Here is a 22887-nt window from a genome sequence, read left to right on the forward strand (position 1 = left end):
TTGAACCGGGTTTGCAACCGGGTTTTCAACCGAATTTTCAACCATGCCGCAGCCCCCTCAACAACGCCATCCCCACACGGGTGATGAACATCAACACGAATCCCAGCGCCAGCGCTTGCAGCAACAGAATGGCCGTGCGCGGGCTGCTCGGCCGGTCGGTCGGCACCGGTTGCGCAATGATCGACAGGTACCGCTGCAAGCGCAGTGCATCCGTCATGGCCTGCTGATACGACTGCTGCGCCAAGGTCAGGTTCGAATCGGCGAAGGCCTGGGTATTTCTCAGCGCCTCGTAGGACTTGAGCTGCTTGGCTTCGGTGTTGCCCTGGCCGCTCAGGCGACGGCGCACCGACTCGATCCGCTTCTTCAAGGCCACCACCTGCATCTGGGCGGGCTTCAGCATGAAATGGTCTTTGTTGCCCAGCGCGCGGATCTTGTCCAGATTGATCTGCGCGCTGCTCAACTCGGTCTCAAGCTGGCTGGACAGGTTCAGCAGCATCGACACCGTGGCGGTCGGGTCGATATTGCCGTGCGTGGTGCGCCACGCCGTCAGCGCCTCGCGAGCGGCAAGCGCCTTTTGCTCGGCCAGCCGGACCGATTCTTCGCTGACCTTGAGCTTGTCGGCCACGCCTTTCTTGTTCATCGAACTGACGAATTCCTCGGCCAGCCCGATCAGCGCGCGGGACAAGGTGGCGGCGTCGTCGGGTGAATACGCGCTGACGCGCAAGACGTCGATCTGCTCAAGCGCATTGAACGACACGTGCACCGCCCGTTGATAGGCACGGTAAAGATCATCATTGCTTGAGTCTTCGGAAAGATGGTTCAGCTGGCCGCGGCCCGGTGGCTCAGCGGGCGCCGCTGATGTCCATGTCCTGCAGCTGGATGAAGCGCGTGCCCTTGCCCAGCTTGTAGCCCCACCAGATCGCCAGGAACAGCGGGATGCCGATGTAGGTGGCGATCACGCCGGTCCAGTCGATGGTCTCGGCCAGGAAGGCCTGGTAGTTCTGGCCCAGGGTGATGATCAGGCACAGCGCGAACGCGAAGATGGGCCCGATGGGGAAGGCCGCGGCGCGGTAGGGCAGCTGGTGCGTGTCAAAGCCCTGCACCTCGCAGGCGCGGCGGAAGCGGTAGTGGCTGATGGCAATCCCCAGCCAGGCGATGAAGCCGCACATGCCTGACAGGTTCAGCAGCCAGATGTAGACCGACTCGGGCTGAACACATTGGTGAAGAAGCACAGGGCCGCGATCACGGTGGTGGCGATCAGCGCCATGATGGGCACGCCGCGCGCATTCACGCGGGCGAAGATCTTGGGCGCCATGTTCTGCTGCGCCAGGGCGTACAGCATGCGCGTGGAGGCGTACATGCCGGAGTTGCCGGCCGACAGCACCGAGGTCAGCACCACGGCATTCATCACCGCCGCCGCGCCCAGCAGGCCGGCGTGCTCGAACACCAGGGTGAAGGGGCTGACGCTGATGTCGCCCAGGTCGTTGCGCAGCAGCTGCGGGTCGGTGTAGGGGATCAGTAGGCCGATGATCAGGATGGAGAAGACGTAGAACAGCAGGATGCGCCAGAACACCTTGCGCACTGCGCGGGGCACGTTCTGGGCGGGGTTCTCGGACTCGCCGGCGGCAATGCCGATCAGCTCCGTGCCCTGGAAGGAGAAGCCCACGATCATGGCCACGCCGATCAGCGCCGCAAAACCACCGGCAAACGGCGCGTCACCGGCCGTGAAGTTGGCGATGTTGCCCCACAGGCCGTCGGGGCGCCGCCGGTCAGGATGCCGAAGACCATCAGCAGGCCCACGCCGATGAAGACCAGCACGGTCACCACCTTGATGGCGGCAAACCAGAACTCGGATTCGCCGAAGCCCTTGGACGACAGCGAGTTCAGGCCGAACATCAGCGCCAGGAAGATTGCGCTCCACAGCAGGCCGTTGACGCCGGGGAACCAGTAGGCCATCACCAGCTGCGCGGCCACCAGGTCCACGGCAATCGTCACCGCCCAGTTGTACCAGTAGTTCCAGCCCAGGGCGAAGCCGAAGCATCCAGATGCGCACCAACGTGCCGCACATCTTCGCCATCGGCGACATCGTGGGCCAGCCCATGCTGGCGCACAAGGCGGTGCACGAGGCGCACGTGGCGGCCGAGGTCATCGCCGGCGAACTGCAGGGCAACAAGGAACTGGCAAGCGCCGCCTTCAACGCCCGCGTGATCCCGAGCGTGGCCTATACCGACCCCGAAGTGGCCTGGGTGGGCCTGACCGAGGACCAGGCCAAGGCGCAGGGCATCAAGGTCAAGAAAGGCCTGTTCCCCGGGGTCTCCTCGTTTTCAGTGCAATAAGTGACGGTACGAAAAGCTAGCACTGGCGCGGAGGTGGTGTTGGTAGATCGTTGATTTCATTGACTTTCCTGTTCACTTTCAAATCTGCGATTCGTGGCGTCAAACCGTGGTCGGTTTCATCCATTGGTGCCAGTTATCGATGCATTTGGCCGCGAAGGCAGGATTTGGTCAGCATAGCGGTCAACCGGGAAGCGAAACACACCCCGCAAGTTGATGCTCTCCAGCTTGGTGGGCGCAATCTTCCCGATCAGTTCCGGTGGAATGACCTGGCGGCGGTTCGACCAGCGATCCAGGACCGCCTGCATCTGTGAGGTATTCCACGCCATCACGATGTTGGCCATCAGGCTCAACGCATCGGCCACAGCCTGCATTTCATCGACACGTTTGGCCTGCGCCGGGCTGATCCGGCCGGTATAAATGGCGCGCTTGAGGGCGTTAACAGCCTCGCCCCGATTGAGCACCCGGCGCAACTCGTTCCTGAAAGCGTCCTTGACAAAGTAGTCAGCCAAAAACGCCGTACGCAGCAACCGCCCCAATTGCACGCCAGCCTCATAGATTGGATCGCCCTGGGCGGCAGAACCGAACCGCGCAAGAGCTGCCACCGCACTGGCATGTCCGCTCATGACCGAGGCTGCCAGGTGCACCAGACTATCCCAATGCTTTTCGATCAAAGCGACGTCGACATTGGCTTCGCACACCGCAGCGATTTCTGCGGGCACTTTGGTGCCGCGTGGCACAAAGAGGTGGCGCTGTTTGAGTTCCTTCAACCGCGGGCAAAGATCAAAACCAAGCAAACGGGCATGTGACATGGCAAAGTCGGTGTAGCCATGGGTATCCACAGCAAGCTGGCTGGTCTCCAGCTTTTCTTGGCGGATGACACCTTCAATGGCCACGCCCGCCTGGCGCTCATTGAGCACAAAGGGCTGCGCATGGAAGATGCCCCACCGGTCTTTTACATGGGAGTAGATTCCAATGGAAGGTGTGTTGCGCCGAGGATCAAGCCGGGCTTGCCACACCCGTTTGGTGGTCTCCATGCTCATCATGTCAGAAGATGCCAAATCGGACCGCCCCCAGGTGGCGGCAATCGGGTGTCGCTGCATGAATTCCAGCACAGCCTGGCAGGCCTGGCTCAGACGCCGTTCGTCCCGCGCCCAGCGCATGGCCTGGCGAATGCTGGTGGCAGACAATTGCGGAATCATGCGCGCGCATTCGACCGCAGTCAGACTGGTGCCGTGGGCCATGATGCCGGCATAGACCATCAGCAGCTCGTCGGTAGAGCGCGGCTCACGTCCGAGCATGATCCAGCTAAAGCGCACCTGGGCGTCAACGGCCAGAATCACTTCCGGCAATTGAACCTCACCGATGCGGTGATCCAAAGCCGCGCGCAGCTTGGTCACTTCTGGGTCTTCGTCCTCTGCGGGCAATGGCGACAAATGGAGTTCATCATCCACGCGCAGTACGCCACTGCGGGCTGCAGCGGCCACCGCATCGACACCGGCAGTTACTCTGGCCAGCAAAGGCTTCAAGAAAGTGGCAGCCTTGCTGGGTAACGATAGACGGGCATAGTGTTTCTTGGACTCTGCCTGCCAACGCTCGTCCGTGAAGAACAAGCGCGCACGACCCCGAAAGCTCAGGCTGTGCTCAATCCAGACCGAGCCATTGCGCACCGCGCGGCGCAGGGCAAACAGGGTGGCCACCTCCAACGCCTGAAACGCCCGTTCCCGGTCTGGGCTGGAGATCGAAACCTGCCAGATCATTCCCAGACTTGGTGCCACCACTTCAACTGGCAGCTTTCTGGATCCTTTGAGATATAAAGCTTGCAGCTTGGCAAGGTACTCGATGGCAGGATGCTCGCCGGTGGCCTGCCAGGGCAGCTTTGCAATGGCGACGAGCAACGACCGCACGGGGCGAATTCCATCAATCAATCCCTCGCGGACCAGGGAGGCCCTGCTCGGTGGTTTGCGTTTCTGGGTTTCGGTGATCAAGGCTTCAAGACGGGCACGCAACTCAGCATCTGGCACCGCACCTTGCGCGCTCAAGGCAACAAGTTCGCCGAGCAGCGTTTTGTACATTGCGGCCCAATTGACGGTAGCGGGGACATCGGCGGCAGCCTGACGCCACAGATCGGCGATCCGGCGCTGCACCATAAGGATCAACTGGTCTGTGGTGGTGAACAGGCAATACCGAAGAAAGCATGCGACCTCCACGGTGCGCGCTGGCTCTTTGATCTTGGCTCCGGCTGAGGGCGGCCTGGAGACAAGTCGGCGCGCGTAGCGGCGCAAGATGAGATCGGGGATGTCTGCCAGGTGCTTATGAACGTCCAGCGTGTAAAGCAGGTCGATGCGCTCCAGTACCTCGCTGATTTGGCGGGTTGAGTGTTTCGCCGGTGCAGCCCATAGCCAACTCTGCTGGGTTTGTCCATCTGGGCGCAGCTCTGAAACTGAGGCTCGCCAGCGATCAAGTGTTGCTGGATCAACGCTGGCGGCGATGGCGGTGCCTGTTTCAACTTCAAGCTGGGCAAGTGCCGCCGCAATCAGTGTCCGAATTGCCCGCTCGTGCACGATCACCAGCTTGTTCTTGTACAGCCATTGACGCGCCCGCACGAGTAGCTGATCGCGGTCGGCGCAGCGCGCCACTTCGTCGCGCAGTTCACGTACCAGTGAGCGGCGCTGGTGCTCGCTCATCCACTGGAATCCAAGGACCGTGCAGGCTACTTGTTGGTGATCGAATAGCGTGCGCCCGCGTTCATACATGGCTCTCAGCGAGGCGACTTCTGGTGCTGCAATGCCAAGCTCGTTGCCAAGGTGGCGCCACAAGGCTACTGGAATTACCCGAAAGGCACCGAGCAAACGCCCACTCATGCGCAGGAAACCAATATGGAGCGCCAGACCAAGCTTGTGGGAATCACCTCGGCGTGCATTGATTGCGTCGCGCTCGGCACCATCGAAGGTGAAAAATGCCTTCATCTCGAAGTCGCTGATATCGCGGGGGAGCCCACGCATCCCCAAAAACGTTGTGTGCCAACCCTGCATCGTGAACCTCAAAAGTGGGAGGCCACCATACCCGTTTACAAAGCGAACAGGAAAGTCAATGAAATCAACGGTCTACCCAGACCACCCCCGCGCCAGTGCTAGCTTTGCGTACCGTCACTTATTGCACTGAAAACGAGGAGACCCCGAAACTGGCGTACGGAACGACTGGCTGCTTTGGAACGCAGCGACCGGCACAAATCGCCGCAGGCACGGTGAAGGGTTGTGAGATCTGACGCGTCGATGGAGGTAGTCATCCAGCGTCACGGTCTCGAAAGCTCGTTGGTTTTTTGGGCTGGGGCAATTGCATACCCGCTCGGCCATTGTGTGGGCGCATAGCCGAAGCCGGGCACCAGCAGTCTGCCTTGACGCTGCGGCTTTCCTGAGGCGGTCAGGCAGCCGACCCGCCACAGCGAATACGCTGTGGCGCTGCAGGACAGGTCCACCATGTCCCTAACTTGGAAAGTTGCTGCAGGCAGTCTCGATGGGCTGACTCGTGAAGATGGCTGGGCCGCAGGCACGCTGGATGCCTGACCAGCGCCGGATAAGATGTGGCTCAACGGCGCAGGGCTGTTTGGTTAGCCGCGTTTGCGTGACTACGCAAACAACCTGAGCCAGGAGGAAGGTCTCGTGCGGGAGACCCTGCACAAGGAGACGGCAGAACGAGGAGCCAAATGCACTCAGTGCAGTTCGAAATCGTGAAACCAACGGATGACTCGGCTTTCGAGGACATGTGCGCCCGAATTTATGGCGAACTGTTCGAAGATCCGATGCCAAAAATCAATGGGAGGCGGGGGCAAGCTCAAGGAGGCGTCGACGTTTTCGTGAACTCCCGTGCGGGACGGGTAGGCATTCAGTCCAAGCGGTATGTCGATGGCGCGATTACCCTCAAGATGGTCGAGAAAGAGCTTGAGCGCGCGGAAAAGAAGAAGGTTCCCATCGTCAAGCTTATCGTCGCGACCACTGCGGCTGCTGACGCGTCGCTGTTGCATTCCGTTCAGGACCTTTCTGACGAACGCGTTGCTGCGGGCCAGTTCCCTGTCGAAATCGAATTTTGGGATGACATCTGCCGCCACATTCGCGGCAACGGCAAGTTGCAGCGGGACTACGCGCCAAATGCGCCGGGAGCGATGTTCCATGAGCAGAGAGAAAGCAATCTAGCGCTTCAAACGACGGCGTTGCGTATTGAGTCGAAGCTGGACGGTGCCATCGGACTGCCAGGTGCGAGGGCAGACTCTGTCAACAAGTTCATTTCTGACCAGCTCGACGGCATCAATGACCTGCTGAAGGCCTGCCGATTTCGAGATAGCCTGGAAGCCGTGGCTCGCTTGGGGTCGGACATGAGCGTGCTGGACCAGCATCAGCAGGCTCGGTGGTATCTGCAGCGGGCACTGTGCACTTGGCACCTGGAGGACGGAAAAACAGCAGTCGCAGACTTCCTGAAGGCAGCGGAGCTGTACCCTGGCGATGAAAAGATGGCTGCAGCGGGTGTGCGCGGGCTGTTACTCAACGACGATATCGCGGGCGCAGTTGCCGCGGGCGCAACGGCCGTAGCCCGGTTCCCTATGTCAGCGCATGTTTGGACTGCGTATACGAACGCACGCATGTTCAACGGTGAGGATGTCAAGTTGGCAGATGCGCCGGCGGCTATGCGGTCCAGCGCCGACGTGCTGCAAGCAGTGGCGTTGGCGCGCAAGATGGTCGGTGACCTTGCTGGCGCCAATCTTGTAATCACGCAAGCACTCGACGTGCCTGATGCCGGGTTCTTTGTCCGGAGAACCGCACTGGCGATGGCGTTGGAAGTTGCGACGGCGGACCCTATTCAAAGCGCATTCGAACTTCGGCCTGGAGCCAATCTCAATGCATTGAAGCTAGCGATTTCTCACCTGACTCCGCGCAAGGAGCGGTTGTGGGACATTCAAAGCATAGAAGCCCGTGCGGACACGCTGGTGCACCTGGCCTATGCGTACAACCTCACTGGCCAAGCTGAAGAGGCGTTGAAACTCGTCGAGGAGGCTCGGCATGTTGATGCGCTGAGTCCTGAGCTCCAGCGCGTGGCATTGGATGCCTACCGACGGTTAGACCGCCTTGATGAGATTCTGGTCAATGGCCGCGCCTGGCTGGACCAGCTTGAAGAAGCAGCGCTGATACTGGTCGCTGAGGTCGCCTCTGATGCAGGGGACATCGCTCTTGTTGAGGCAGCGACTGCCGCCATTCAGAAGGTCCCATGCTCTGAGCCCAAAGTGCTCGACATCATGCAGGCGATGCGATGGATTGCGCTGTGGCGGTCAAAAGACGGCCGAGCCCAGGCAACTGCGGAGGTCAAAGCGGTCAACTGGGCCACTATTGACAGCCTTCCACTCATCTGCGGTGGCGCACGCATTCTTCACTTGACAGGTGAAGAGGCTGAATGTGATGTCGCGGTATCCCGTGCTAAGGAGCTCGTTCCCGATTCGAGTCAGGGACAAGCAGCACTTCAACTCGCGGACCTGTACTACGCGGTGCGCAAGCACGTTGAAGCGGCGCGGATCTACGAGAGGTTCGCACCGATTGGGCACCGAACCGAACTCCATGTTCGGCTCCTGGTTTGCTACGTTCGCAGCGGTGCACGGAAGAAGGCGCGTGAGCTCCTCACATCCTTGCCAGGTGACTGGGCCGCTGACGAACACATTCGGAGGCTTGCCCTGGAGCTGGGGCAGCAGGCGGCAGATTGGGACTTCCTAGTGCCGCTGGCGGAACGTTTGTGCGAGAGCGCTCCTAAGAGTTCGGGGGCTGGCTGCTCAGACTCGTCTTGGGCCTCAAGACCAAGAAGATGCTCCGATTCCACCAAGATCTGGAGGCCTTACCTGACGAGCTTGATGGCCATCATCGACAAATCGCGCAGCTTGCTTCGCTTGAGCTGAAGTACGACCGGCAGGAGTCGGGCATGTTGCGGCTGTATCGACAGTTCCGCCGAAACATGGATGCAATCGAGGCAGCCTCTGGCTACTTCGTTGGCATCGTCGCATGTCGGGCTAACCTTCCCAATATGGATGCGTCCCTGCTGGCAGTCGTACCCGGTTCGACAGTTCAATTGCAGGACGCGTTCGGAGGGCTCTGACGATATCGTTGGACCCGATGAATTCGGGAGCGTTGCCATCCCGCGATGGGTTCTACCCGCATGACAGCGCTGAGATCCATGCGTTGCTGGGGGCGGCTCTCGGCGCTGAAGTTGAACTGCCTGGAGGCTTGGGGACCACGCGTAAGTACATCATCCAGAGCATCACTTCAGCATATCAACATCTGCTACAGGTTGCACAAGAACGAGTTCAGACGTCGATGTCTTCGAATTCAGCGTTCATTTCTATCCCGGTTCCAACCGTGGAGGATGGTGTCGACTTCTCGCATGTGCACGCGGTGCTCAAGCGCCAGTCAGCCCACTCAAAGATGGTCATGGACGCCTACCAGAATGGCCCGTTGACCTTGGGAATCGTCGCTCAAATGCTTGGAAGGAGCGTAGTTGACGTTGTCACCGGATGGCCCAATTCGGGCCCGAAGCTCTTTGTGTCGCGGGGCACTACCGAAGACCGTCAAAGCTCTGCCCAGCTATTGGAGCGGCCCGATGCGGCGTATGTGGTTGACGCTGCAACCATCGCGGAGCTTACGCGCATTGGCTGCCAAAGGGCACTTGCGGTTCTTCCAACGGTCTACTGCTCAACCAAGACGTTAGAAGTCCTGGAGGTCTGCCTTGAAAATGCGCAGACTGTTGGTGAGAGTGGGAGCCTGTTGGATGACGAAGGCCAGATACGCTTTATTGAGTACAGCGCCCGCGACAAGGAACGCCGCGTCGCGTTGTTACGGGAGATGGTCGAAGCCGTTCGTACACATTGCGAGGTTATTCCCGCGTACGGGCCGGATACCTTGCCTGATGGCTTGGAGAAAGCAGAAGAGGCGCTCGAAGCGGAAGAGTATTCCGCGATGCTGTTGATCGCTGAACGAGATGCGACGTTGTTGACAGTCGATGGTCGGCTGGCCCAACTGGCTGCTGCCACCCTCCAGCGACCTTGGGTGTGGCCTCAAGTGCTGCTGATGCATGCGGGCAGCAAAGGTGTGATTGGACCGAGAGACTACAGCCAAGCGGTGCTGCAACAGTTCCTGAGCAATCGCACCTTCGTGTCTTTGGCTGCGGATGACCTATTGTGGATGGCCTTGCAAGGTGGCTTCACCTTGCGATATGGCATTCAACAGTTCAAGGAATATCTGGCGAGCCCAGACACTGAGTTCGTTAGTGGCGCTCGCGTTGCGCTTGGGTTCTTGAACCTGGTGGCTTCCCATCATTCGCAGGTAAAAGCGTTTGCCGAGCTTTTGGGTCATCTCGTTGAAGGTGCATTGCGGCATCCGAGCGCCGATGCAGAGTGGCTACTGGCGAAGATTACGGACCTCGCTGCACAAGTGGTCGTATCAACTGCAGGCCCGGAAATGCACTATCCACCGTTGGAGACTCTGCGTGAAGCCCGGGCCAATGCCCTTGGCACTTTCCTGGGTGAGGCCGTCCAGGCAGGCTTGGAACTTACAGCACAGCCAGACCAACGGCGAGCGGTCAAGCTGGATGCACTCAAGTGCACAGTGGTGCCGCATCTCGTGTTTGACGGTGATGTTCCCGAGCTGGAAGCCGCTGTGATTGCGCAGGTTGAGCCCACGCTGCCACCCGAGGCTTCTGGACAAAAGACATCCCTATCCGAAATGGGGTCTCCTCGTTTTCAGTGCAATAAGTGACGGTACGCAAAGCTAGCACTGGCGCGGGGGTGGTCTGGGTAGACCGTTGATTTCATTGACTTTCCTGTTCGCTTTGTAAACGGGTATGGTGGCCTCCCACTTTTGAGGTTCACGATGCAGGGTTGGCACACAACGTTTTTGGGGATGCGTGGGCTCCCCCGCGATATCAGCGACTTCGAGATGAAGGCATTTTTCACCTTCGATGGTGCCGAGCGCGACGCAATCAATGCACGCCGAGGTGATTCCCACAAGCTTGGTCTGGCGCTCCATATTGGTTTCCTGCGCATGAGTGGGCGTTTGCTCGGTGCCTTTCGGGTAATTCCAGTACTCGTGCGGGCGCGTCAATGGCTGTACAAGAACAAGCTGGTGATCGTGCACGAGCGGGCAATTCGGACACTGATTGCGGCGGCACTTGCCCAGCTTGAAGTTGAAACAGGCACCGCCATCGCCGCCAGCGTTGATCCAGCAACACTTGATCGCTGGCGAGCCTCAGTTTCAGAGCTGCGCCCAGATGGACAAACCCAGCAGAGTTGGCTATGGGCTGCACCGGCGAAACACTCAACCCGCCAAATCAGCGAGGTACTGGAGCGCATCGACCTGCTTTACACGCTGGACGTTCATAAGCACCTGGCAGACATCCCCGATCTCATCTTGCGCCGCTACGCGCGCCGACTTGTCTCCAGGCCGCCCTCAGCCGGAGCCAAGATCAAAGAGCCAGCGCGCACCGTGGAGGTCGCATGCTTTCTTCGGTATTGCCTGTTCACCACCACAGACCAGTTGATCCTTATGGTGCAGCGCCGGATCGCCGATCTGTGGCGTCAGGCTGCCGCCGATGTCCCCGCTACCGTCAATTGGGCCGCAATGTACAAAACGCTGCTCGGCGAACTTGTTGCCTTGAGCGCGCAAGGTGCGGTGCCAGATGCTGAGTTGCGTGCCCGTCTTGAAGCCTTGATCACCGAAACCCAGAAACGCAAACCACCGAGCAGGGCCTCCCTGGTCCGCGAGGGATTGATTGATGGAATTCGCCCCGTGCGGTCGTTGCTCGTCGCCATTGCAAAGCTGCCCTGGCAGGCCACCGGCGAGCATCCTGCCATCGAGTACCTTGCCAAGCTGCAAGCTTTATATCTCAAAGGATCCAGAAAGCTGCCAGTTGAAGTGGTGGCACCAAGTCTGGGAATGATCTGGCAGGTTTCGATCTCCAGCCCAGACCGGGAACGGGCGTTTCAGGCGTTGGAGGTGGCCACCCTGTTTGCCCTGCGCCGCGCGGTGCGCAATGGCTCGGTCTGGATTGAGCACAGCCTGAGCTTTCGGGGTCGTGCGCGCTTGTTCTTCACGGACGAGCGTTGGCAGGCAGAGTCCAAGAAACACTATGCCCGTCTATCGTTACCCAGCAAGGCTGCCACTTTCTTGAAGCCTTTGCTGGCCAGAGTAACTGCCGGTGTCGATGCGGTGGCCGCTGCAGCCCGCAGTGGCGTACTGCGCGTGGATGATGAACTCCATTTGTCGCCATTGCCCGCAGAGGACGAAGACCCAGAAGTGACCAAGCTGCGCGCGGCTTTGGATCACCGCATCGGTGAGGTTCAATTGCCGGAAGTGATTCTGGCCGTTGACGCCCAGGTGCGCTTTAGCTGGATCATGCTCGGACGTGAGCCGCGCTCTACCGACGAGCTGCTGATGGTCTATGCCGGCATCATGGCCCACGGCACCAGTCTGACTGCGGTCGAATGCGCGCGCATGATTCCGCAATTGTCTGCCACCAGCATTCGCCAGGCCATGCGCTGGGCGCGGGACGAACGGCGTCTGAGCCAGGCCTGCCAGGCTGTGCTGGAATTCATGCAGCGACACCCGATTGCCGCCACCTGGGGGCGGTCCGATTTGGCATCTTCTGACATGATGACCATGGAGACCACCAAACGGGTGTGGCAAGCCCGGCTTGATCCTCGGCGCAACACACCTTCCATTGGAATCTACTCCCATGTAAAAGACCGGTGGGGCATCTTCCATGCGCAGCCCTTTGTGCTCAATGAGCGCCAGGCGGGCGTGGCCATTGAAGGTGTCATCCGCCAAGAAAAGCTGGAGACCAGCCAGCTTGCTGTGGATACCCATGGCTACACCGACTTTGCCATGTCACATGCCCGTTTGCTTGGTTTTGATCTTTGCCCGCGGTTGAAGGAACTCAAACAGCGCCACCTCTTTGTGCCACGCGGCACCAAAGTGCCCGCAGAAATCGCTGCGGTGTGCGAAGCCAATGTCGACGTCGCTTTGATCGAAAAGCATTGGGATAGTCTGGTGCACCTGGCAGCCTCGGTCATGAGCGGACATGCCAGTGCGGTGGCAGCTCTTGCGCGGTTCGGTTCTGCCGCCCAGGGCGATCCAATCTATGAGGCTGGCGTGCAATTGGGGCGGTTGCTGCGTACGGCGTTTTTGGCTGACTACTTTGTCAAGGACGCTTTCAGGAACGAGTTGCGCCGGGTGCTCAATCGGGGCGAGGCTGTTAACGCCCTCAAGCGCGCCATTTATACCGGCCGGATCAGCCCGGCGCAGGCCAAACGTGTCGATGAAATGCAGGCTGTGGCCGATGCGTTGAGCCTGATGGCCAACATCGTGATGGCGTGGAATACCTCACAGATGCAGGCGGTCCTGGATCGCTGGTCGAACCGCCGCCAGGTCATTCCACCGGAACTGATCGGGAAGATTGCGCCCACCAGGCTGGAGAGCATCAACTTGCGGGGTGTGTTTCGCTTCCCGGTTGACCGCTATGCTGACCAAATCCTGCCTTCGCGGCCAAATGCATCGATAACTGGCACCAATGGATGAAACCGACCACGGTTTGACGCCACGAATCGCAGATTTGAAAGTGAACAGGAAAGTCAATGAAATCAACGATCTACCAACACCACCTCCGCGCCAGTGCTAGCTTTTCGTACCGTCACTTATTGCACTGAAAACGAGGAGACCCCGTTCCTGATCGAGGTAATGGCCCTTGAGTGTCTTTACGGCGGCTGGGGAGGATCGTTCGATCGCGAGATCCAGTCGTTCTTTGCCACGCTTGCCGATCGAGTTCATGACGAGTGGCCGGATCCCGCCGGACTTGGCCCGGCGATCAGCAACGATATGGATGCCGCGCGCAAGCAGCGCGCGCAGCAGCTGCTGTTCCAGGCGAGCCAAGACGCAAGCATCGCCATCGACCACGCGCGTCGTGGTCGCAATATCGAAGCGCTTCGCGCCTGGCGCGCACTGTTTGGCCCCAAGTTCCCACTGTCCTGATTCCATCGGCTTCCATACACGTCCCATCGAGGTACAGCATGTCCCAGTGGTCGCTTTCCCAGCTCCTGTCGTCCCTGCATGAGGACATCCAGCAGCGCTTGTCCGTAGTACGCAAGACCTTCGGTCACCCGGGTACGAAGGGGGATGCGAGCGAGAACGTCTGGATCGACATGCTGGATACCTATCTGCCCAAACGGTACCAGGCGGCCAAGGCGCATGTGGTGGACAGCCTGGGGAACTTCAGCCAGCAGATCGATGTGGTGGTGTTTGATCGGCAATATTCGCCTTTTATCTTCACCTACGAGAACGAGACGATCATTCCAGCCGAAAGCGTGTACGCCGTTTTCGAGGCCAAGCAGACGGCTGACGCGGGGCTTGTGGCCTATGCCCAGGAGAAGGTCGCCAGTGTGCGCAGGCTGCACCGCACGAGCCTGCCGATCCCGCACGCTGGCGGGACCTACCCAGCGAAGCCGTTGATTCCGATTCTGGGTGGCTTGCTCACCTTCGAGAGCGAATGGAGTCCTGCATTGGGTCCATCCATGGACAAGGCGCTGAACGCAAACCTCACCGAGGGGCGTCTGGACATCGGATGCGTTGCCGCCCACGGGCACTTTTTCTATGACCAAGCCAGCGGCGCGTACAGCTACACCAACGAAAACAAGCCGGCGACCGCGTTTCTTTTCAAGCTGATCGCGCAGCTTCAGTTCAGTGGAACGGTCCCCATGATCGATGTGGAGGCTTACGGTCAGTGGTTGACCAAGTGAGGGGCGCTGTGGCAAGCATACGTTCGGAGTACCACCGGTTCCTGGCGCACTTGGCGCAGCGGCACGTGCACGACGACGTGCGCCGGCTGGCGCACCTGGTGCTCGATCACCTGCAGCCACTGGCCGAGGTCGGTGCTGCACGCCGGGGCGCTCCACGCGCTTGGCGCCGCTGGCCATCGCGCATCTGGCGCAGATGCCTGTCGCCTACGACGGGGACGCGCGCGGCCCCGAAAACGGGCCGGCGCTCGGGCGACTGCACCAGCTCGAAGTCGGGCCGTTTCGAGGATTCATGCGGCAGGAGACGTTCGACCTCAGCCATGACATCACCTTGGTCTACGGTGCCAACGGCACCGGCAAGAGCAGCTTCTGCGAAGCCTTGGAAGTGGCGATGCTCGGTTCGATCAGCGAAGCGCAGGCCAAGCGGGTCGACCAGCGGACGTACTGCAACAACGCTCGCCTGCGCCGCCACGTCGCGCCAGTCCTGTCGTCTACGGCGGCGGGCGAAGCGCAGGCCGTCCAGCCCGACGAAGCTGAGTATCGCTTCTGCTTCATCGAGAAGAACCGCCTCGACGATTTCGCCCGAATCGCCGCGCGGACCCCGAGCGATCAGCGCCAGCTCATCGCCACCCTGTTCGGCGTGGACCAGTTCAGCGAGTTCGTGCGCGGCTTCAACCCCTCGCTCGATCAGGACCTGATGCTTGCCGGCGTGCAGGCGGCGCAGCTGGCGCAGCGTCGCCTGCGGTTGGCGAACTCCGAACAGACCATCGCCGCCTACCCGCAGAAGATCGCAGCGGTCGAGGGCCTGGAACAAGCTTTGGCGCAGCGCATGTCACCTGGCGCGACCTATCAAGCCTGCGTGGACTGGCTGCTGGGTACGCCGCAGCAGCAAGGACGGCTACCGTATGTCCAGGCTCAGCTGGACGCCAACCCGCCTGCCATTCACGAGGTGACCCAGGCCCGCCTGCAAGCGTTGCTGGCAGAGGCCTACCGCGTCCAGGGACTGTGGCAAGCGTCTTCCGCGCAACTCGCGGCCCGCGCGGGCGAGGTGTCGTACGCGAAGCTCTACGAGGCCGTGCAAGCGTTGGCGGACGGGGCGACCGCGTGTCCGGCATGTGGAACCGGACTGGCCGCTGTGGCACAGGACCCGTTCGCCAGGGCGCGAATGGGCCTGGAGCAGCTCGCGCAACTGGCCGTCCTGCAGCAGCAAGAGGCCGGGCATCGGACGCAGTTGAGCGAGGCGGTCCGAGCGCTGTGGGACGAAATGCGCCGCGTGGTGGCGGCGGCTGGGGTCGCTTGTCCTGCCGAATCGCAGGCCGCGGGCCTGCCACTGCTGCCTCCCACGTCGGCGGGCAATTGGCTCGGCGGCTGGGTGAATGGGGACCAGCGCGCCTGGCAAGCCCTCTTACGGATCGCACAGATCATCGAAGGCTTCGACGCGCAGGCGCGCGACGTGCATGCCCAGCGCGGCGCGATGGCCCAGGAGCGGGACCGCCTGCAACAGCATCAGCTGGAGATCGAACGGCTGCGGACCATGCGCACGACTGCGGATCAGGAGCTGGCGGCCGCCCGCCAAACCGTGGCCCAATTCGACGACGCGAACCGCGGCCTGATCCAGGCGGCCACGGACGAAATGCCGGTGGTGGTGCACCATCAGCGGGTCAAGGCCGCCTACGACGGCTTCCTACCCGAGATTCAGGCATACCTGACCGCTCTGCCGGGGTTCTGCTACAGGGGCTGGGAGACCAAGCCCGCCATCTCTACAACGCATTCAACCGGGCCGATCCGCCCGGCGATCTGCTGCACGCGCTGTGGTTGCCCGTGGCCGAGAACGGCAAGATCGAGGTGGAGTTCGCCGGCGAGCCGGGCGTGCGCTACGACGCGTTGATCGTCTTCAGCGAAGGGCACATCAAATGCTTGGGTCTGGCGATTCTGCTTGCCAAGAACCTCGCGCAGGGCTGCCCCGTGGTCATCTTCGATGACGTCGTCAATGCGATAGACGACGACCATCGCGATGGCATCTGGCGTACCTTCTTCGAGGACGGTTTGCTCCACGGCAAGCAGGTTATCCTCACCTCGCACGCAGAGGAGTTCCTGCACCGCATCCAGCAGGAGTTGGGCGTGCGCCGCGCCGCGGCCATCAAGCGCTACAAGTTTCTCCCGCATCAGGGAGAGCACGAACTGCGGGTCGACAGCGACCCGCCAGCGAAGAACTATGTTCTTCTGGCCCAGCAGGCGTTGGCGGCTGACGAGAAACGCGAGGCACTGCGCCAGGCCCGGCCGGCGCTGGAGAGTCTGACGGACCGCCTGTGGACGTGGCTGGGTCGGCGGGCGGACGGCCGGATCGACATCAAGCTGAGCGGGCCCCGCGCGCCTTGGGAGCTGAACAATAAATGCACCAAGTTGCGGTCGGCCGTCGAGCGTATCGCGGCGCAACATGCGGGTGCGCCGGATGCCGTAGGGGCGTTGGTCAGGCTGCTCAATGTCAGCGGTACGAGTATTGAATGGGGTTACCTCAATAGCGGTGTGCACGACGCTCAGCGCGATCATGAGTTCGATCGGGCGACGGTAAGAACGGTCGTCGAGGCGGTTACGGCGTTGGATGCTGCTCTTGATACCCTGCAGAACCGATGAACGGCACACGGCTTTGCAGAGCAGTGCCGCCCGTGTCACCTCATAAGTACTTCTTGAAGCTGCCTGCGGTCAGGCTGACTGCCATCCCCAGCAACGCCGCGCTGGGCAGCAGGATGACCAGAGGATGCACCGCTATGGGCAGTGCGAGATAGGTGACCCAAGGCAGCACGGCCAACGGCATCAGGCTGGCCTTCGCGCGGTGGTAGATGAAGCCGGATTCGCGGCCCGCGCCGAACCGGCGCACATCCCGTCGCACCAGGCCGTCGATCAGGCCGACGAATGCTGCAGTGAGGATCAGCGGCAGCGTGAGTACCAGGACCAGCAGGCGCACCAGGAAGGTGAGCGTCGTGAAGGCCGCAGCGATCAGGTAGCTTTCGGCCCAGACATAGACTTGGCTGATGTAGTAGCGGAAGTTGCGGCTCTGCCCGTGGCTGGCCGCGCGGGCGCGCTCGGCGGTCTGGCTCATGCGCTCCAGCAACCCCGAGCGCACGAACACCCACTCGTACCCGGTATCCACCAGCTCGTGCGCCGTGCGCCCGGGCTCCTGCACCACCACGCTGCGCGTGAAGTGGTTGGACAGGTGCCCGAGTTCGTACTGCAGCATCTGCTGGGAGTGGCGCCAGCCCTGGTCCTTCCAGAACAGGTGCATGCCGACGCACTCCACCACGATCGAGAACAGCAGCGAGCCGATGAGCACCCCGAGCAGCCGGAACGGCAAGGTGATGGTGCCGACGATCAGCCCCTGGCGCTGGTTCTGCTCCCGCTGCGCGGTCGAGGCGGCATCCTTCATGGTGCGGCCTCGCCGGTGCTGTCGTCGGCGCCGGTGGCCACCGCGTCAGGCTCGGCTGGAGCGGCGTCATCCAGCAGGTCGTCGGGCAAGGCTGCATGCGGCAAGGCTGCGGAACTGGTGAACTCCCACCACTGCGTGGCCTCGCTGTAGCTCTGGCGCATATACCCGGCCAGTTGCTGCAAGTCCGTCGGCATCACTTCATCGGGGTCTGGCGCCGGAAGCGGCATGCGCACCTTCCAAAGCTGGCCGCCCTGCAGCAGCGCGAAGCATTGGCCCTTGGGCAGACCGACGACGTGTGACGGCTCGATCATCGGCACGCTGGCCATGCTGATGCGGTCCTGGGTGTTCGACGTGAAGTCCGTCGCGCCGCGGATGTCTGAGCTGTCCGTCGCGCCCGAGACGATGGTGGTCGTATAGACCTCGACCTTCGGCAACTGCCTCGTCAGCAGTTCCGCGGTGGCCGTCTCGCGCACGCGCAACATGAATAAATTGTTGAAATTCCCGATCACTTGGCCGGCCTTCGCGCGGTTGCCGATGCGGGCCTCGATGTCCGAAAGCGTTTGCGTGTAGGCGGTGACTTGCAGGCCCGCGCCACCGCCCTTGTTGATGAGCGGAATGAACTCGTCACCCATCAATTCATTGAACTCGTCCGCATGCACGTTGATCGGCACGCGCGCACCAGCCGATGCGCCCGGCAGGCCATCGTCGATTCCGTGCTTGTAGATGTGCCCAGCCACCGAGACGAGATCGCTGAACATCGAGTTGCCGACCGCTGCGGCGACCTCCGCATCGGACAGCGCGTCCAAGCCGACATAGACGACGGCGCGCTTCCTGATCACCTGCATCCAGTCGAAGATCGGGCGCGGGTCGGCCAGGTCGGAGTAGTTCGGCGCCAGGAGCTGGGCGATCTTGCCGCTCGTGAGCTTTTCCAGCAGCGGCAGCAGCGATGCAACGATCTTGTCGAAGTAGGTCTTGTCGTAGCGCACCGCCGAGCGCAGGCCATCGAGCACAGGGTCGTAGTTGCGCGCCTGGGAGAGGTATTGCTCCAGCGCCACCACACGCTTCTCGCGCCCGATCATGTTCCTTGGGATGTTCTTCTCGTTGAGCTTGGCCTCGATCTGGACGATCACCTCCCAGGCCTTGGGCTCCGTCTTGGCAAAGTAGTGCTGGGCGTACTCAATGAACAGCGCGTCGATGTTGATGACGTGGCGCTGGATCAGCATGTAGTCCGGGCGCTGCCCCAGTTCCACCAGGGCGCGGGCGATGATGTTCACGAAGCGCCATGCGAACTCGCGGAACGCCGCGCTGTTGCCTTCGCCGGAGAGCTGCCCCGCGATGCGTGTCGCCACTTCCGAGATCCGACCGAAGCGGCCCACGGCGTTGTAGCGGGCGCTGATTTCCGGCCAGCCCAAGTGGAAGATGTAGAACTCGCCTTCGCGGCCAGCGCGCTGGGCTTCGACGTACATCCGTTTCAAGAGATCGGCATCCCCCTTGGGGTCGATGACGATGACGACCTCATGCTCGCCGGCAGCATTCCTGCGGCGGATGTCCTGCGTGACGAACAACTCGGCCAGGCGCGTCTTGCCCACCCGCGTGGTGCCCAGCACCAGCGAGTGCCCGACGCGCTCGCCCAGCGGCAGGCTGACGTCCACTTCGTCGGGCTCGATGCCGTGCAGCCTTGGCAGGCCGCCGACAGGCGGCAACGGGCGCACGGGGTTGAAAGGCGCGTCCCAGCCGGTGAGCTTCGGCAGGCGCGAGAGCGGCAATGGCGCGAATTCCAGCCGTTCCTCCAGGCGCCTGGTCAGCCGGTAGGCCGGCGTCGGCTCGACGTAGCGGCGGAACTCGGGCCGGTACGTCTGCATCAGCCGATGCGTGTGCTTCTGCTCCCAGAGAAAGCCGCGCCCCACGAATAGGCGCTGCTGGCTGACCGGCACGTCCTTGCTGGTCATCACGTAACGCGGCAGACGGCGGATGTTGCGCCGGTAGCGCAGGATGATGCGGGCATCGCGGTAGCGGATCGCGCCGTAGGCGCCGAACGCCAAGGCGCTGCCGATGCCCATGGCCGGGCTCAGCGCGAGCGACCATGGGGCCACCAGGCACAGAAACGCGGCGCCTGCACACGCCGCGACGGTGTATAGCTCCACCGCTGGGCGTAGCAGAACCTCGACCGGCTGTTTGCCCGACATGGCTTCATTGCTCGATGCCGGTGGCCGTGATCAGCGCCGGGTAGTGCCGCAGGCCCAGGCGATCGGCCAGGTCGTCGCCGGCCACGGGCGCGAGCGGCACGCCCGGCACCAGGGCGCGCAGCCGCGCCAGGCCCTGCGCGGTCTCGACGTTGACGACCAGGCCGACCGCGCCACGTTCGCGCAAAGCGGCGGCGCGGCGCTGCAACCAGGCCCGGGAAGCCTCGTCGTCGCCGATGACCACGAACGGCCGCAGGCCGGGCGCTTCGATCACCCGTCGCGCGACGGTGCCGGGCGTGAGCTTGGCGCTGCGCACCGGCAGCATCGCGGCTTCGTCCGCCCGTGTGGCAGGAACCTGGGGCGTCGGGATGGACGGCCGCGCCGGTGCGTTGGCGCGCGGCTGGAGATTCAGGGCTTCGTAGTACGGCAATGCCGACGTGCCGCCACGGTCCTCGACAACGATCAGTGGCTCGCCGGCACGCGAGGCCAGCGGCAGGCCTGACAGCAGCATGAGTAGGCCCGTGAACGCGAGATGGGCGGGATGGGGTTTCGTCATGGGAGGTCTCCTGGCGCGCCGCGAGGACCGCGGCGGCTGGTCGCGTGCCCTGCACGCGGGCAAGGTGGCGCGACACGCTGCGCCGATAGCGGGCGGCGGGCTCGCCGCCTGCGGGGCGGTGGTAGCGGCCGATCGCCAGCAGCCAGTCCTCGCCGGGGGTGTGCTGCTCCTTCAGGATCTCGGCGGCAACGGCCAGGTTGCGATACGGATCCAGCAGGTCGCACGCGCCGGTAAAGCGGTGCTTGTGGTAGCCGAGGTTGATCTGGCCCAGGCCCGCATCAATGCGCGTGTGCGGCGTGGCGCGCATCGCCTGCTGCAGGCCAGCGCAGGCGTCGGCGCGCGTGGCGAAGCGGCGCGACTGGCCGGCGACGTTGAGGGACCACGGCCACGGCACCAGGCGCCCGTTGCGCCGGATGCCGCTCTCCTGCAAGGCCACGGCGTAGAGCACGGTCGAGGGGATGCCTGCGCGCTGGGCGGCAAGCTGGTAAGCCGGTGGCGGAACCTCCTGGGCCAGGGCGGCAACGGCATACAGGCCGGCAGTGAGCACCAGTGCGCGCAGGGGCATGGCTACGGCTGGCGCTGCCATTGGCCGTTCACTTCGCGCACGGCGGCGGGCAGATCGCCGGGCAGGCCCAGTGACAGCCAGCGGCCGCCGTCGTGGTTGAGCGTGATGCTGCCGGCGCGCACGCGCGCCGGGTCGATCTGCGCGCGCTTGGCCCAGTCGCGGATGCGCGCGTCATCCTGGCGGCTGCCCACCATGTACAGGTCGAACTCCGCGCCCGAGGATTGCAGGCGCTGCACGAGCTGTCCGCAGGCTGCGCAGCCGTCCTTGACGAACACCGCCATGCGGCCGCTGCCGCGCAAGGGACTGCTGGATGGGCCGGCGCCCGGCTTGTCGTCGGGCAGGTTCACGCGCTGCATCCCCGGATTCAGGCGCTGCCAGGCCTCGTCGTAGGCGCGCTGGTAGGCGAGCAGCTTCTCGACGCGGCGCGCTTCCACCTGCACCTGCAGTTCCGCATAGCGGCGCCGTTCTTCGTCCGTGCGAGCTTCGATGCCCAGGGCGGACAGCGGGTCCAGGTTGGGCGAGTAGATACCCAGCGGCCCATCCATCAGCTCGCGGTAGCGTGCCCATTCTTGTGGCTGCAAGCCCCATTCGGTTGCCACCCGGTCGTCCAGCACGCGGGCGGCCAGCGGGCGCTCCTGGCTCTGTGCGTTGCGCGCCGAGGTCGTTGCGGGCTGCTGCGCCCAGGCGGGCCATTGCGACGACGCCACCAGGACCGCGAAAAGGAGGATCGACGGCTTCATGGGGTGCTCCGGTCAGGGAATCGCCACGCGGCGGGTCTGGTTGCCGGCCTGGAACACTGCGGTGTTGCCCTCGATCGCCTGCAGGCGCCACGGGCCGACCGCATCCCCGGGCAGCAGCACCTGAAGTTGGGCGGGCGTGAAGTCCCCGATGCTCGGCGCGACGGACACGCTGCGCTGGCCGGCGCGCAGTTCGGCGCCGACGACGCGGAATGGCAGCGGCGGCAGCTCGGTCTTGGAGGCGGCGGACGTGCGCGATGCGCGCCGCTGGGCGGGTGCGGTGGCACGCGCGGCGGCTTGGCGCGCCTTGATCTGCTCGACCTCCGCGCGCAGCGCCTGGAGGTCGTCGGCCGCTGCGTAGCCACTGAGAGATTTCTCGACCTGGGCCGCGCGTGCTTCCAGAATCTGGCGGGTGTCTTTGAGGTCAGCGTCCGTCGCGACGGCCGGGCGCTGCTGGATGGCCTCGATCGTCTCGGCCAAGCCAGTTGCCTGCGCTTCCAGGCGTTGCAGGCGGGAATCCAGCCGCTCCTGGTCGGCCTGGTCGCTGAGGGCCTGGTAGCCCAGGGCCGCCAAGACGCTGAGGAAGATCAACCAGAGCCACATCAGGCTCTGCACCACCACGGCGGCGGTCGATCGCTGGGCAGGTTGCGGGGCGTTCATGGCTGGCCTCCCGAAACCATGGGTGCCAGCGGGAACGTCTGCACCGCCTCGGTGGCGGGTGGCTCGGATGGGGACTCGGCGACCGCGCGATCGCCGGGCCGCTCGAAGCAGATTTGCCGTGCGCGGTCATCCGCGTGCAGTTCCCAGGCCGGGCCAGCCAGCGTGAGCAGCGCATCGCGCAAGGTCATGGGGCCGAGGTGCAGGTGTACCGCCGGCAACGGCAGCGCGTACAGCTCGATCACGGCATGCGCGGTCTGGCACAGGCCATAGCCGCTGCGTTTGAGCACGTGCCGAAGCCCATCCCCGACCGTGGCGCGGGCATCCTCGGGCATGGACACGTCGATGGTCTGCAACAACAGGTCGCGCTGCGCCGCCATGGGTGCCAGTTCGACCAGTGTGTAGCGGGCGTAGCGCACGACCGGGATGTACTCGGAAGCCTCGGGTTCAGGCGCGGCCAAGACTTCCGCGATGGTGTCGGGCGCGACCGGCGCAGTCGTCGTCGCGCAGCCACCGGCCAGCACCGACCACAGCAGGCCGAGAAATCCCGCCAGAAGGCGGCGTTCGGGATAGTGAAACCACGGTGGAGAGGGGCACATAGCTCGGCGTCCTGAAAC

General features: G+C 62.9%; 11 protein-coding genes and 6 pseudogenes. 7 read left to right on the top strand and 10 right to left on the bottom strand.

Annotated features, from left to right (window positions below; translation table 11 throughout):
* Positions 1 to 37 precede the first annotated feature (37 nt).
* Together H9K75_RS19900 and H9K75_RS19905 are read right to left on the bottom strand one after the other, a co-directional pair.
* Positions 38 to 835: pseudogene (locus H9K75_RS19900) on the bottom strand (sugar ABC transporter); the annotation flags it as partial.
* 7 nt (positions 836 to 842) lie between these two features.
* A pseudogene (locus H9K75_RS19905) lies at positions 843 to 2037 on the bottom strand (amino acid permease); the annotation flags it as partial.
* Between the two features lie 2 nt (positions 2038 to 2039).
* Here H9K75_RS19905 and H9K75_RS19910 point away from each other — a divergent pair.
* Positions 2040 to 2321 (top strand): annotated as a pseudogene (locus H9K75_RS19910) (FAD-dependent oxidoreductase); the annotation flags it as partial.
* 131 nt (positions 2322 to 2452) lie between these two features.
* Here the strand turns inward: H9K75_RS19910 and H9K75_RS19915 are convergent.
* A complete protein-coding gene (locus tag H9K75_RS19915; protein WP_044402914.1) occupies positions 2453 to 5368 on the bottom strand; it encodes a Tn3-like element IS1071 family transposase in 2916 nt (971 codons plus the stop codon).
* A gap of 671 nt (positions 5369 to 6039) precedes the next feature.
* Between H9K75_RS19915 and H9K75_RS19920 the strand changes: the two genes are divergently transcribed.
* From H9K75_RS19920 to H9K75_RS19945, 6 genes and pseudogenes are all read left to right on the top strand, one after another.
* Positions 6040 to 8268: a tetratricopeptide repeat protein gene (locus H9K75_RS19920; RefSeq protein WP_187723863.1), complete on the top strand. Its 2229-nt coding sequence runs from the start codon at positions 6040 to 6042 to the stop codon at positions 8266 to 8268.
* Positions 8269 to 8482: 214 nt separating this feature from the next.
* Entirely contained in the window at positions 8483 to 10120 is a 1638-nt protein-coding gene (locus tag H9K75_RS19925; RefSeq protein ID WP_187723864.1) for a PIN domain-containing protein, read from the top strand.
* Positions 10121 to 10234: 114 nt separating this feature from the next.
* On the top strand, positions 10235 to 12937 hold the full coding sequence (locus H9K75_RS19930; protein ID WP_008344252.1) for a Tn3 family transposase: 2703 nt from the start codon (positions 10235 to 10237) through the stop codon (positions 12935 to 12937).
* A gap of 144 nt (positions 12938 to 13081) precedes the next feature.
* Positions 13082 to 13387 (top strand): annotated as a pseudogene (locus H9K75_RS19935) (CBASS oligonucleotide cyclase); the annotation flags it as partial.
* Between the two features lie 38 nt (positions 13388 to 13425).
* Positions 13426 to 14151, top strand: a complete 726-nt coding sequence (gene nucC, locus H9K75_RS19940) for a CBASS effector endonuclease NucC (RefSeq protein WP_003050273.1) — start codon at positions 13426 to 13428, stop codon at positions 14149 to 14151.
* Positions 14152 to 14159: 8 nt separating this feature from the next.
* A pseudogene (locus tag H9K75_RS19945) lies at positions 14160 to 16782 on the top strand (AAA family ATPase).
* A 40-nt stretch (positions 16783 to 16822) separates the two neighbouring features.
* Here H9K75_RS19945 and H9K75_RS19950 read toward each other — a convergent pair.
* From H9K75_RS19950 to pilL2, 7 genes and pseudogenes are all read right to left on the bottom strand, one after another.
* Positions 16823 to 17572: a TIGR03747 family integrating conjugative element membrane protein gene (locus tag H9K75_RS19950; RefSeq protein ID WP_003153644.1), complete on the bottom strand. Its 750-nt coding sequence runs from the start codon at positions 17570 to 17572 to the stop codon at positions 16823 to 16825.
* Entirely contained in the window at positions 17569 to 19758 is a 2190-nt protein-coding gene (traD, locus tag H9K75_RS19955; protein WP_004350569.1) for a type IV conjugative transfer system coupling protein TraD, read from the bottom strand. Before traD ends, H9K75_RS19950 begins: the two co-directional genes overlap by 4 nt.
* A gap of 4 nt (positions 19759 to 19762) precedes the next feature.
* The gene (locus H9K75_RS19960) at positions 19763 to 20311 is read right to left on the bottom strand and encodes an integrating conjugative element protein (RefSeq protein ID WP_003109779.1); all 549 of its coding nucleotides are present in this window, start codon (positions 20309 to 20311) and stop codon (positions 19763 to 19765) included.
* A 1-nt stretch (position 20312) separates the two neighbouring features.
* Positions 20313 to 20897 (bottom strand): annotated as a pseudogene (locus tag H9K75_RS19965) (transglycosylase SLT domain-containing protein); the annotation flags it as partial.
* Positions 20879 to 21616 carry a TIGR03759 family integrating conjugative element protein gene (locus H9K75_RS19970; RefSeq protein WP_003098886.1) on the bottom strand — a complete coding sequence of 246 codons (738 nt, stop codon included), beginning with the start codon at positions 21614 to 21616 and terminating at the stop codon, positions 20879 to 20881. The gene H9K75_RS19970 and the pseudogene H9K75_RS19965, both read right to left, overlap by 19 nt.
* 12 nt (positions 21617 to 21628) lie before the next feature.
* On the bottom strand, positions 21629 to 22273 hold the full coding sequence (locus H9K75_RS19975; RefSeq protein WP_003098888.1) for a hypothetical protein: 645 nt from the start codon (positions 22271 to 22273) through the stop codon (positions 21629 to 21631).
* Positions 22270 to 22869, bottom strand: a complete 600-nt coding sequence (gene pilL2 / locus H9K75_RS19980; protein ID WP_003098890.1) for a PFGI-1 class ICE element type IV pilus protein PilL2 — start codon at positions 22867 to 22869, stop codon at positions 22270 to 22272. Before pilL2 ends, H9K75_RS19975 begins: the two co-directional genes overlap by 4 nt.
* Between the last annotated feature and the right edge of the window lie 18 nt (positions 22870 to 22887).

Origin of the sequence: Diaphorobacter aerolatus, from assembly GCF_014489535.1 — a bacterium.
GTDB classification, from domain to species: domain Bacteria; phylum Pseudomonadota; class Gammaproteobacteria; order Burkholderiales; family Burkholderiaceae_C; genus Diaphorobacter_A; species Diaphorobacter_A aerolatus.